We start from the raw sequence: 12,342 nt of genomic DNA, 5'->3' as shown, positions 1-12,342 counted from the left end.
GGACGTTACTTGGTGACCTTCGCCGTGAAGGTCCTCGGCGCGGAGGAGTTGCCGGCCTTGTCGGCCGCCCAGTAGGTGACCTTCAGGGTTCCCTTCGCGACGCCCTTGACGCCGACGCTCCAGACGGCGCCCGCGCTCAGCGTGGTGTCGGTGAGCACCTTGGCCTTGGCCGCGGCCTGCGACTGCGACGCCGCCTTGACCCACTTGGCGCCGTTGAAGTAGTACCACTTGCCCGAGCGCTGCTGGATCAGCTTCGCCTGCACCTTGGCCACGCCCAGGCCCCGGTCGGCGGCGCGGCCGGAGACCTTGCCCCACGACGACGCCCGCTCGGCGTGATGCGGCGCGGTCAGGGTGGCCGACGGGGCGACCTTGTCGACAGTGACCTTGACCGAACCGGCCGTCACCGTGGTGCCGGTGCCCGCCACGTTCCACGGCGTGACCGTCACCTTGAAGGCGCCGCCCTTGGCGTAGGTGTGCCTCAGGACCGCGCCCTTGGCGGAGACGGTGGCCGTGGCCCCGTCGCCCCAGGCGACGACCAGCTTGGTCGCGCCGTTCACCGGGCCGACGGCGAGCGACGCCGACTGCCTGGCCCAGATCGACGACGGCGCGAGCACCGTCCGGACCGGGGGTTGCGCCGACGCCCGGACCGTGGGAGCGCCCATGAACGTGGCCGCGGCGCTGTTGCCCGCCTCGTCCGTCAGCGCCACCGACACCGTGTACGTGCCGGCCTTGGCGTACCTGTGGGTCGCGGTCGTCGTGCCGGCGGCCAGGGTCTGCGGCGCGCTGCCGTCGCCCCAGGTGACCACCCGCTTGATCGCGGACACGGCGCTGACGTCGTCGCTGAGCGCGATCTGGGTCAGCGTCGCCGACTGGCCGGCCCAGAGGGCGACGGCCGCCCCGTTGAGCGCGAACCGGCCGGTGGGCGCGGTCGCGTCGAGCACGCCCGCGGTGGAGCGCGGCTTCGGGTCGGCGGTGATCGGCGTGTACTTGGCGAAGTAGTTGACCAGCATGGTCAGGTCGTTGTCGCCGGTGGTCACCTTGTCGTCGCCCTTGCCGAGGGTGGCGAAGTTGTCGCCGCCCGCCGCCAGGAACGAGTTGCTGGTGACCCGGTACTCGCCGAGCGGGTCGAGGGTGACGCCGTTGAGCTTGAGGCTCGAGGCGATGATCCGCGAGTTCTGCGGCTTGTTCACGTCGTAGGAGTAGGTGAGCCCCTTCGACGAGCCCAGGTGCAGCACCGGGCGGGACGCCCCGGCCGGCTGCCACTGCTCCTCCAGCACCTGCTTGATCTCGGCGCCGGTGAGCGTCTGGGTCACCACGTCGTTGGCGAACGGCTGGACCGAGAACGCGTTGGCGTACGTGACCGTGCCGTCGGTGCCGTACTTGAGGTCCGCCCGCAGGCCGCCCGGGTTCATGAAGGCGATCTGCGCGCCGCCCCGGCCGGGAGCGCTGGTCTGGTCGAGCTGGACGTCGGCGATGAAGTTGCCCAGCACCGACTCGGCGCCACGGTCCTCGGCGCCGGCCGCCGTGTAGGCCCGGTTGATGTCCGCGGTGATCTTGCCGAGCGGCTGCTTGCCGAGCTCCTCGGCGGTCGCCTTGGCCTTGGTCACGATGTCCGCGACCGCGGCGTCGGCCGGGTAGCCGGTGACGTTGAGCAGCTCGGCCGTCGACTTGGTGACCGACTTGGTGGCCGGGTCGTAGGTCAGCACGGCCTTGCCGAGCTTGAGGCCGTAGTCCTCGGCCTGGATGACCGGACGGGTCCGGTCGGTGCCGGGAACCGGAACCTCGAAGGCGTACGGCTGGTGGGTGTGGCCGCTGAAGATGACGTCGATGTTCGCGTCGACCTTGGTGAAGTTCCCGAACACCGGGTCGTTCTGCAGCGCCTGGGCCGAGCCGATGTTGGCGGTGGCCGCGCCCTCGTGGGCGAGCAGCACCAGCACGTCGGCCTCGCCGTTGGCCTCGTTGCCGTCGGAGAGCTGCTTGGCCAGGGTGTTGGCCTCGGCGACCGGGTCGTGGAACTCGACGCCGGCGATGCCGTCCGGGCTGACCAGCGACCTGGTCTGCTCGGTGACGACGCCGATGTAGCCGACCTTGACGCCGCCGACCGTCTGCACGCTGTAGCCGGGCAGGACCCGCTGGCCGCCCTTGTAGACGTTCGCGGCCAGGTACGGGAACTGCGCCCGGTCCTCGACGCGGCCCAGCAGGTCGGCCAGGCCCTTGTCGAACTCGTGGTTGCCGACCGCCGAGACGGCCAGGCCGCCCGCGTTCAGCGCGTCGATCGTCGGGTTGTCGCCGTCGATGGCCGAGATGAAGGTGGACGCGCCGATGTTGTCACCGGCCGAGACCCACGCGGTGTTCGGGTTCTGCGCGCGCAGGGCGTTGACCATCCCGACCAGCTGGGCGGCGCCGCCGTTGCCGGCGGTCGGCTGCTCGAGCCGGCCGTGGAAGTCGTTGACGCTCAGCAGCTGGAGGTCGACCGGACCCTGCGTGGTCTTCAGGCCGATGACCACGGGGTCGTGGTCGCTGGCCCGATAGGGGTCCGGCGCGTAGAACGGCGCGTAGCCGTCGTACTCGTACGCGAAGGACTCACCCGAGTTGATGTTCCAGATGTCCACGCCGGTGACCCGCTTGGCCAGCGACGGCGTCGCGAGAGCGTGGTCGAGCGAGCCGGACTCGCCGCTGAAGACGTACGAGTTCTTGTCCGGAGCGAACGTGGAGTGCAGGTCGCTGTAGCCCGCGTCGTACAGGGCCCGCATCGGGTCCTCTTGCGTGTACGCGTTGAAGTCGCCCAGCAGCAGCACCTCGTCGCTGCCGCTGGAGGTCTTCAGCCCGTCGACGAACGTGGCCAGCGCCTTCGCCTGCCGGACCCGGTCGCCGTTGTACGCGCCCTGCCCGTCCCCGGTGTCGACGTTGTCGCCGGTCGGCGCGACCGACGCGCTCTTCGACTTGAGGTGGTTGGCGACCACGGTGAAGGTCGTCGACCCGGCCGTGAAGGTCTGCGCGATCGGCTCGCGGGCGTTGGCCCACACCGTCTCGTCGCTCAGCGACCGGGACGGGCCCTTGGCCGCCACCTTGGCCGGCTTGAAGATGATGGCCGTGGTGATGAAGTCCTGCTCGGCCGCGCCCGGCAGCTCGGCCGGCGAGCGCACGTAGTCCCACGTGCCCGCGCCGTCGGCCTCGTTCAGGGCGCCGACCAGGGTCTTGAGCGCCTTCTGGGGGTCGTTCGGCTCGAAGCGGACCGAGTTCTCGATCTCCATGAGCGCGACCACGTCGGCGTCGAGCGAGGTGATCGCCGAGACGATCTTGGCCTGCTGCTTGGCCAGCGCCGCCGCGTCGGTGGCGCCGCGGGCCTCGCCACCGAAGTGGACGAAGTAGTTCAGGACGTTGAAGCTGGCGACCTTGAGGTCGCCGCCGACGGCGGCCGGGGCGCTGGTCCGCGGGTTCGTGTCCTTGAACGTGGTGCGCGACGCCGCCGATGTGTCCGCGTCGACCGGGGTGGTCGGCTGGAGGCGCCAGTCGTTGAGGCTGTAGCCGAGCACGGCCGGCCCGAACTTCTCGACGGTGTCGCCGACCCGGACCGGGTCGTTCTTGGCGAGGTACGGCGGCGCGAGGCCGGCGCTCGACAGGTTGGTGCTCTTGCCGTCGTCGAGCAGGATCCGGGCGGCCTTGTTGCCGGCCTTCACCTTGGCGGCGGCGTCGGTGCCGGGCCGGGCCACGTCGGTCGGCACGCGGGCCGCCTCGTCGCCGGCGGCCAGGACGACCTCGCCGTACCGGTTGGTGTTGTAGACGTCGGAGACGGTGAAGGCGCCGACCGGGGCGACCAGCATGCCCTCGACCGACTCGCGGGCCGCGTCGTCCAGCGGGAGGCTCAGCGCGACCGGGGCCGGCAGCGGCGCGTTGCTCGCGCAGACCTGCACGTCGGCCTTGGCCGCGGTGGTGATCTCGGTGAGCCCGTTGAACTCGCTGACCGTGCCGGTGACCCGCACCAGGTCGCCGACGGCGACGGACGGGTGGACCGCGGTGTTGGTCGTGAAGTAGGCGAAGATCGCGTCCGAGGCGGTGCCCGCCTTGACCGCGCGGTCGCCGCCGCTGCCGGCCGTCTGGACGTAGACGCCGTTGTAGCCGCCGGTGCGGTGGTCGGCGGTGACGACACCCTCGACGGTGACCTTGGTGCCGGCCAGCTCGGAGGCCGTGCCGGTGCCCTGCACCTCGGCGATCTTGTTGGTGACCGCTGTGGTGCAGCCGGGCTGCGGCTCCTCCGGCTCCTGCGGCGTGGTCCCGTTCACGGTGCCGAACGAGCTGGTGGCCGGCCCCTGCCACGTGCCGTCGATCTTCTGCAGCGACTGGCCGACCGGGGTCGACGTGGTCTCGGCGACGCCGAGGTCGACGCTGGTCTGGCCGGCGGCCGGGCCGCCGGCCGCGGTCATCGTGCCCTCGTACGAGAGGAACTCGGCGACCGATCCGTCCGGCTTGACCAGGGCGACGCCGTCGGGGGCGCCGTTCTGGAGGCCGTCGGTGGGGTAGTTCTGGACGACCATGCCGGCCGCCGGGACGGCGCCGCTGAGCGTGGCGGTGTTGTAGACGGCGTTGTTGGCGCCGTTGTAGAGGGCGAGCTGCCAGCCGCTCAGGTCGAATCCGGCCGGAGCCCGGATCTCGATGGCCTCGCCGCTGTCGGTGCCGGCGTTGTCATAGTGGATCTCACTGATGTACGGCGTCACGTCGGCCGCGACGGCCGGTCCGGCCATCGTCAGGCCGAGCGCGGTGACGAGGCCGGTGGCGGCCACGCTGTGTCTATATCGACGCATAGAGATATGTCCTCCGATGGACGTTGATCCGTCGGAGATTATGGATCTCGAATGACGTTCAATTCTCTTTCAGGTAACGAATAGGCATTCCCGCAGGTAAAAGCATGGCCCCGCCTCGCCATGCGACGAAACGGGGCCTCGCTCTTCTTAACGATCCTTAATGGATCAGAACGGGCGGTTCGACAGCTCCCTCGCCGCTCTCGTTCTTCGCGATCCGCTTCTTCGGGAGGAAGGCGATCGGGATCAGCGTGGCCACGGTGAGAAGGAAGCCGACCCAGAACGTGGTGGCGAACGAGTCGGCCGCCCACTGCAGGCCCCGCTGAAGGATTTCCGGCGGCAGCGGGATCTTGGCGCCCTGCTGCACGGCGATGGCCGCACCGGCCTCGGTGATCGGCTCGCCGTTGTTCGGGTTGGTCAGGCCGGGGATCTCGGCCGAGCCGTTGAGCTGGCTGGTCAGGATCACCGACATGATCGCGGTACCGATCGAGCCGCCGATCTGCTGAAGGATGTTCACCAGCGTGGACCCGCGGGCCACCTCGGAGTGCGACAGCGTCCGCAGCGCCGACGTCATGATCGGCATCATGGTGCCGCCCATGCCGAGGCCCATCACGAACAGCGAGCCGCACAGCAGCACGTACGACGTGTCGGTGCCGACCTGGGTGAAGGTGAAGAAGCCGGCGGCGATCAGGGCCATCGCAAACGGGACGGTACGGCCCACCGGCACCTTGTCGGCCAGCATGCCGGCGATCGGCATGGTCAGCATCGCGCCCAGGCCCTGCGGCGCCATCAGCAGACCGGCGTTCAGCGTCGACTCACCGCGGACCTGCAGGAAGTAGCTCGGGAAGAGCAGACCGGCGCCCATGAACGCGATGACGAAGACGAACAGCGAGATGGTCGCGATCGTCAGGCTGCGGTTGCGGAACAGCCGCAGGTCGAGCAGCGGGTGGCGCGGCTTGAACGAGTAGAGGACGAAGCTGATCACCAGGAGCGCGCCGACGAGCATGGGCACCCACACCTTGGCGGCCGTGACGGTTCCGGTCTCCGGGAGCGACGAGACGCCGTACAGGAAAAGCGCCAGACCCGGCGACAGCATGAGCATGCCGACGAAGTCGAAGGACTCCGACGGGTGCGGCTCGTCCTTGGGCAGCACGACGAACGCGTAGACCAGCGCGATCGCGCCGATCGGGATGTTGATCAGGAAGACCCAGTGCCAGCTGGCCACGTCGATCAGCCAGCCGCCGAGGATCGGGCCGCCGATCGGGCCGAGCAGCATCGGAACGCCGAGCACGGCCATGAGCCGCCCGATCCGGTCCGGACCGGCCGCCCGCGTCATGATCGTCATGCCGATCGGCATGAGCATGCCGCCGCCGAGACCTTGCAGCACGCGGTAGCCGACCAGCTGCTCGATCGACCCGGCGGTCGCGCAGAGCGCCGAGCCGAGCGTGAACAGCAGCAGCGCCATCATGTAGAGCCGCTTGGTGCCGAACCGGTCGGCGGCCCAGCCGCTGAGCGGGATCACGGTGGCCAGGGCCAGCGTGTACCCCGTCATGGTCCACGCGACCTCGGCGTACGTCGCGTCGAACTCGGTCTGGAAGGTGGGCAGGGCGACGCTGACCACGGTGATGTCGAGAATCGACATGATCGCGCCGAGGACTACGACCCCGGCGATCTTCAACACATGAGCGTCAAGCTTGTTGGGTGGCGCGGCGGCTTGCTCTGTCACGGAAAACTCCAGGGTTGGCTTCCGGCATCAACGCGCTCGCAGGTCAGAAGGGCCGCGCGCGCTCAGCAGACGGCGATAGTTGCATTACACACCGATCAGCCGCATCAGGTTTTCAGCTTGTCAGTCTTCTGCCAGTCACCTGCGCGGGTGGCTGAGGACCAGCGAAAACATCCCAGCTCAACGCATTGATCAACCTGAGAGCCGTGTCGAACGTCACTATCGGTGAGCCGCGGTCCCGGCGCCGGAAGAACCACCGGCGCAGGGTCTGTGGCGCGGGCCCTGGGCTGAGCCACGGGAACGATCGGGCGACCGTTCCCGCCGCTTCCGCCGAGTCAGATCAGCACTTCTGCCAGGCGACGTGGTACGTGGTCTCGATGTTGCCGTCGGTCGAGTCCATGGTCAGGAAACTGGTCGCCTTGGGGCTGGACCAGCCTCGATTGACCCGCAGCTCGGTGTTGATGTTCAGGTAGCGCTCCTCGCCGCACGGCAGGAACGACAGCGACTGGATGCCGACGCTGTCGCTGCGGACCCAGTCACCGTCAGCCGGCCCGGTGAAGTCGTGTTTGATGCGCGTGGACTGTCGCTCGCCCTGGAAGTAATAGTTCGCGCTCTCCGAACCGGTGGCGCCCTTCTCCAGATGGACGTATCCGCGGTAGTCGGCGCTGGCAATGGCGTACGTGTACCCCTGTGGCACATGCACATCGAGGGCCAGCTGACAGTTCTTGCGGAAATCGGTGGGCTTGGTGTCCGGGCCCACCTGCGCGGTGAATTCGCTGTACGTGACGGTGAACGCTTTGCTGTCCGGCGACACCGTCACCTCGGCGCTGCCGAGGGGGCAGCCGGAGCCGTTGGCGGCCGCCACGTCGATGACCATGTCGTCGGCCGGGCCCGGCGCGGGCGCGGCGTGGGCGGGGGCGCCGGTCGCCACGAGCGAGGCGAGCAGGGTGGCTCCGGTGGTGAGTGCCTTCAGCATGCTGATCCTTCCCGAGTTTGCAGTGTTCCTTTTGCACGTTTGTGCAGGTGGAGGAGCAGCGAGGTGAAACAGCCACTTTCCGGCCGACCGGCCGAGGAGGTGGCCGCCCGTTCGGTTGACCCCGAAATGATCACCTCTCCACCACGGTGTGAATCCGCGTCGGCCGAACGGCCCCCGGGCGATCGGCTGACCAGTCTTGACCTGCGCGTTTGCGCTCCGCAGGTCGTCGCGCTTGACAGGCTCTTCGTAGCGACAGATGTCGCAAAGCTCACATAACGGCTGTCGCGCGGGTCTCTCCGAAGTGCACCGCCGACACGACGAACTCCCACGGGGAAAGGACCACCATGCTGAAGGCACTCACCACCGGAGCCCTCCTGTTCGCCTCTCTGACCGCGAGCGCGGCGGCGGCTCAGGCCGCACCGGCGCCGATCCCGAGCGACGACATGGTCATCGACGTAGCGGCCGCGAACGGCTCCGGTTGCCCCTGGGGCAGCGCCGACGTGACCGTCTCGCCCGACAACAAGGCGTTCACCGTCACGTACAGCCAATTCACCGCACAGACCGGCGCCGGCACCAAACCGACCGACTTCCGCAAGAACTGCCAGCTGGCCTTGAACGTGCACGTTCCGCAGGGCTACACGTACGCCATCGCCGGGGCCGACTACCGCGGTTTCGCCCACTTGGAGAAGGGCGCCTCGGGTACGCAGAGCGCGAACTACTACTTCCAGGGCGAACGACAGTCCACGCGCATCCGCCACAACTTCACCGGGCCGGCCGACGGTGACTGGGTCCGCAGCGACAGCGTCGGTATCCAGTCGTTGTCGTTCCTGCGGTGCGGTGACCAGCGCTACCTCAACGTCAACACCGAGCTGCGGGTGAGCCGGGGCTGGTCCAGCCCCAAGACGACCAGTTTCCTGACCATGGACTCGACCGACGGCAACATCGAGACCGTCTACCGCGTCGCCTGGAAGAAGTGCTGATCGACTCGTACGCCCGGTCGGCCGCCCTCCGCGCCGGCCGGGCTCCCCGGCCCGTCAGCCCTTGATGCAGCAGCCCTTGCAGACTTTCGGCTTGGGCAGGGTGAAGGCCAGGCAGCAGGTCTTGCGCTGAACCTCGAGCTCGCCGCCGGGGCCGGGAACCAGGTCGATCAGGCCGTCGACGCCCAGCGCGCGGTGCAGCCGCGCGATGTTGTCGGCGGACGGGCCCGGGATGACGTCGGCCGAGCGGAGGATGCCCTGGGCGACGCCGGAGCTCAGCGAGCCGAGCAGGGTGCGCTTGCCGAGGCGGACCCGGCCGTGGATGGCGTCCAGCAGCGGGGTCAGGTGGCTGTCGAGCAGCGAGGCCCGCAGCTCGGCCAGCAGGGCTTCCTCGTCCGCCACGACGTGGACGCCGGGGAGGCCGGCGATGGCGATCGGGTCGCCCGGCAGGACCGCGACGGGCGTGTCGGCGCGCAGGCCGAGGGTCACCAGCGGGCGTGCGTCGTTGAAGTGCACGAGGACGTTGTCGCCGGTGAGCAGCGGAACGCGGCGGGCGGAAGCCCAGCCGAGCACGGCCGGCAGCGCCAGCCAGTACGTGTACGCCTTCCAGGCCAGGGCCGCGGCGGCGTGCGGCTGGGCGTTCCAGCGGCGGCGGGCCGAGTCGAGGAGGGTGTCGAGATTTTCGGTGGCGAGAGTGGCGGCGGGAGTCCAGCCGGCCGGGTCGGTGACGACCAGATCGGGGGCGAGGCCGGGGATCTCGGTGCTCGTGCCGAACATGGCACGAAGGGTCGCGGTGACCGGAGCGAGGGGCCGGGGGACGGTGACGGAGCGTGTCACTCGGTGCAGGGCCGTCGTCACTGTGCGCTGCCCGCCGGCGGCGACGAGAGAGGAGCTGTCACCGCATTCACCTCGCTAAATCGAGTGGGCACCCCAGGGTCGAAACGACCCCGTCATGACGACCCACCGTACACCTCTAAGGGTAGCCTAACCAAGCCGAACTTTCGGACTAATACCCACAGCAAGGGTGGCCTAACGTTCGGCACCCATGTTGCCGGATTCGTCAAGATATCTGTCGGCAACGCGCTAGTAGCGCGATGCGGACACGCGCGGCGGCGACACTGAAATTCTCGTCGCGAAGGGGACATCGATGATGACCACCTCGCCCGTCGAGCGGGCCGCTGACCAATTCGTTACGGCGTTGGCGCACTGGCGGGTCGAGCGCGGGATGAGCAAGAAGCAACTCGCCGCGCGCATGGGGTTCGACCCCTCGTACGTGAGCCACGTGGAGGGGCGCCGACATAAGCCCACCGAGGACTTCGCCCGGCGTGCCGAGGCGGTCCTCGGTGCGGGCGGCGCCATCTGGGAACGCTTCCAGGAGTACGACCAGCTGCGCCACGCGCGCAGCACGGCGCTCCACCGCGATCCGCCCGTGCCCGTGCAGTGGCTCCCGCCCGGCACCGGCCTGATCGTGGAGCGCGAAGTCGCCGAGCTCACGTACGTGGACGGCACCTACCGCTGCCGCGTGCGCCGCGCGCTCTACAACGCGGGCTCCGAGCCGGTCACGCGGTACCTGGTGAAGATCGCCGTGGACCGCTACCCCAACGACCCCACCGGCTCCAACCGGCACCACCGTGAGCACCCGCTCTCGTTCGACGAGATGGCCCTGGTGGCCTGCGCCGGCGAGGGCGACGCGATCGAGCCGATGCAGTGGCGGGTCAAGCTCGACCGGGACGCGTCCAAGGAGGTCTGGCTGCTGTTCGCCAACGAGCGCGGCCAGTTCGCCCTCTACCCGGGCGAGCGCACCACGATCGAGTACGCGTACACGGTCGGCGTCGAGAAGTGGGGTCAGTGGTTCCAGCGGGCGGTTCGGCTGCCCACCCGGCGGCTGACCGTGCGGCTCGACTTCCCGGTGGCGTTCGACCCTCAGGTGTGGGGCGTCGAGACGTCGCTGGCGGCCGAAGTGCCGGTGCGGACCCCGATGGAACGGCACGACGAGGGCGAGCGGGCAGTCTTCGAGTGGTCGACCGACGCGCCACAGCTCAACGCCCGCTACCGGCTGGAGTGGCGGTTCCGGGGCGCGAACGCGCCGTCGTACCCGGCCGTGGCCCCGGGCAACACCGGCAACGGCCACCGCCCGGCCCGCGACATCGGCATCGTGCAGCGCGGGTCGGAGCTGCTGCGGCAGCGGGCCCGGCACTTCCAGCTGCCCCGCGAGGAGGTCGAGGCGCACGAGACGGTCGACGCGCTGCTGAGCGCGCTGACCCGGCTCGAGCAGGTGCACGACTTCTCCAAGGGGGTCGGGCTATCGGCGCCGCAGATCGGGCGTTCGGTGGCGGTCGCTGTCGTACGCCCGGGCGACGGCACGCCGGAACCGGTGGTGCTGATCAATCCGCGGGTGGTCGGCGAGACGACGGAACGCGACGAGCAGTACGAGGGATGTCTCTCGTTCTTCGACTACCGCGGGCTGGTCAAGCGGCCGCTGCGGATCGACGTCGAGCACGCCCGCTACGACGGCACCCGGGTGATCACCACGTTCGAGCGGGCGATGGCCCGGCTCGTGGCCCACGAGATCGACCACCTGGAGGGCCGGCTCTACGTCGACCGGATGAACGCCGAGTCCAACCTGGTGCCCGACTATCAGCGGCCATGGGCCTACTAGGCCATCTCCGAGAAGCTGTCGTACTTGATGCGGATCGAGGGGACCTGCTGCTCGGCCAGGGTCTTGAGGGTGGCCTTGACCATCGGGCCCGAGCCGGAGACGAAGAAGTCGTGCTCGTTCCACGGTCCGTACCGGGCCACGACGTCGGAGATCTGGCCCTGCTCGCCGGGGAAGGTCGGGTCGTCGCTGCACGCGGTCACCACCGAGAGCCAGGGATAGCGGGCGGCGAGCCGGTTGAGGTCGGGCAGGTCGTAGAGGTCCTCGCGGTTGCGCGCCCCGAAGAAGACGTGCACCCAGCGGGTCCGGTTGTATCGGGTCAGCTCCTCGAGCAGTGACTTGATCGGGGCGAGCCCGGTGCCGCCGGCGATGAAGACGGTGTCGCGGGTCGAGCGGCGGTCCAGGGTCATCGAGCCCATCGGCGCGGCCAGCCGGATCATGTCGCCGACCTCCAGCCGCCGGACGAGCGCGCTGGAGACCCAGCCGGCGCCCACGGCCCGTACGTGGAACTCGATCGTGTTGTCCCGGCGGGGCGCGTTCGCCACGGAGTAGGTGCGCCACAGCCGGGGCTGTATTCGGGGGCATTCGACACTGACGTACTGGCCGGCCCGGAACTCCAGCGGCTGCAGGGGCTGGACCGTGAAGACGGCGATGTCCTGCGCCCGGCGCTCGTGCGCCACCACCTCGGCGTACCAGTAAGGGGGGTTGGTGTCGGCCTCGGCGCCGCTGAGCATCTTCGAGGCGATGACCGCGTACGCGTCCGCCCACGCCTGGTCGTACTCGACGCTCCAGCTCTCACCGGCGTACTGCCGCATCGCCTCGATCAAAGCCCCGCCCACCACCTCGTAGTGCTCCGGTTCCACGTGGAACTTGCGGTGATCGCGGCCCAGGCCGCGCAGGTACGAATCGAACTTCTCCGGATCCTCGAGCGTCTGCACCGCGGTGACGATCGCGTTGAGAAGCCGGGAGCGCTGCATGTCCATGTGGACCGGAAAGAGATCCCTCAGCTCCGGGTGCGACAGGAACATCCGCGCGTAGAAGTAACCGGCGACCTTTTCCTGATGCTCCTCGATGAGGCTCCAGCTCTCCTTGAGCATTCGTCCGAGGTCTCCCATGGATTCAGGGTGGTCACAACAGTCGGATAGGCGACGCACGGAACGTGCGACTCATCTCCATTCACGCCGTGACCCTTGACCCGATAAGTCCGTTTA

Annotated in this window: 7 protein-coding genes; 2 read left to right on the top strand and 5 right to left on the bottom strand. The window is 69.1% G+C overall.

Annotated elements, in window-relative coordinates:
- Positions 1–5: 5 nt before the first annotated feature.
- The 3 genes from ACGFJ7_RS37355 to ACGFJ7_RS37345 form a co-directional block, all read right to left on the bottom strand.
- A complete protein-coding gene (locus ACGFJ7_RS37355) occupies positions 6–4,781 on the bottom strand; it encodes an ExeM/NucH family extracellular endonuclease (protein ID WP_392646676.1) in 4,776 nt (1,591 codons plus the stop codon).
- Between the two features lie 178 nt (positions 4,782–4,959).
- Positions 4,960–6,525, bottom strand: a complete 1,566-nt coding sequence (locus tag ACGFJ7_RS37350) for a DHA2 family efflux MFS transporter permease subunit (RefSeq protein WP_360247537.1) — start codon at positions 6,523–6,525, stop codon at positions 4,960–4,962.
- Positions 6,526–6,862: 337 nt separating this feature from the next.
- Positions 6,863–7,498 (bottom strand): DUF4360 domain-containing protein, encoded by a 636-nt coding sequence (locus tag ACGFJ7_RS37345; RefSeq protein ID WP_360247539.1) that lies wholly within the window; start codon positions 7,496–7,498, stop codon positions 6,863–6,865.
- Between the two features lie 344 nt (positions 7,499–7,842).
- On the opposite strand from ACGFJ7_RS37345, the gene ACGFJ7_RS37340 reads away from it, so the two are divergent.
- Positions 7,843–8,478: a DUF4360 domain-containing protein gene (locus tag ACGFJ7_RS37340; RefSeq protein ID WP_360247541.1), complete on the top strand. Its 636-nt coding sequence runs from the start codon at positions 7,843–7,845 to the stop codon at positions 8,476–8,478.
- 54 nt (positions 8,479–8,532) lie between these two features.
- Here ACGFJ7_RS37340 and ACGFJ7_RS37335 read toward each other — a convergent pair whose 3' ends face one another.
- Positions 8,533–9,252 (bottom strand): ferric iron reductase, encoded by a 720-nt coding sequence (locus ACGFJ7_RS37335; protein ID WP_360247543.1) that lies wholly within the window; start codon positions 9,250–9,252, stop codon positions 8,533–8,535.
- A gap of 373 nt (positions 9,253–9,625) precedes the next feature.
- Here ACGFJ7_RS37335 and ACGFJ7_RS37330 point away from each other — a divergent pair, with 373 nt between their 5' ends.
- On the top strand, positions 9,626–11,134 hold the full coding sequence (locus ACGFJ7_RS37330) for a peptide deformylase (RefSeq protein ID WP_360248281.1): 1,509 nt from the start codon (positions 9,626–9,628) through the stop codon (positions 11,132–11,134).
- On the opposite strand, the gene ACGFJ7_RS37325 is transcribed toward ACGFJ7_RS37330, so the two are convergent.
- The gene (locus ACGFJ7_RS37325; protein ID WP_360247545.1) at positions 11,131–12,246 is read right to left on the bottom strand and encodes a globin domain-containing protein; all 1,116 of its coding nucleotides are present in this window, start codon (positions 12,244–12,246) and stop codon (positions 11,131–11,133) included. The two genes, ACGFJ7_RS37330 and ACGFJ7_RS37325, sit on opposite strands and share 4 nt — an antisense overlap.
- Between the last annotated feature and the right edge of the window lie 96 nt (positions 12,247–12,342).

This window comes from Actinoplanes sp. NPDC048988 (genome assembly GCF_043197815.1).
In the GTDB taxonomy this organism is placed as follows: Bacteria; Actinomycetota; Actinomycetes; order Mycobacteriales; family Micromonosporaceae; genus Actinoplanes.
This window is presented reverse-complemented; position numbering and strand designations above follow the sequence as displayed.

What these genes read in the sequence shown, in the direction of transcription:
- ACGFJ7_RS37330 (WP_360248281.1), top strand. Translation starts at nt 9,626, where the DNA reads ATGACCACCTCGCCCGTCGAGCGGGCCGCTGACCAATTCGTTACGGCG.
- ACGFJ7_RS37340 (WP_360247541.1), top strand. Translation starts at nt 7,843, where the DNA reads ATGCTGAAGGCACTCACCACCGGAGCCCTCCTGTTCGCCTCTCTGACC.
- ACGFJ7_RS37345 (WP_360247539.1), bottom strand. Translation starts at nt 7,498, where the DNA reads ATGCTGAAGGCACTCACCACCGGAGCCACCCTGCTCGCCTCGCTCGTG.
- ACGFJ7_RS37325 (WP_360247545.1), bottom strand. Translation starts at nt 12,246, where the DNA reads ATGGGAGACCTCGGACGAATGCTCAAGGAGAGCTGGAGCCTCATCGAG.
- ACGFJ7_RS37335 (WP_360247543.1), bottom strand. Translation starts at nt 9,252, where the DNA reads ATGTTCGGCACGAGCACCGAGATCCCCGGCCTCGCCCCCGATCTGGTC.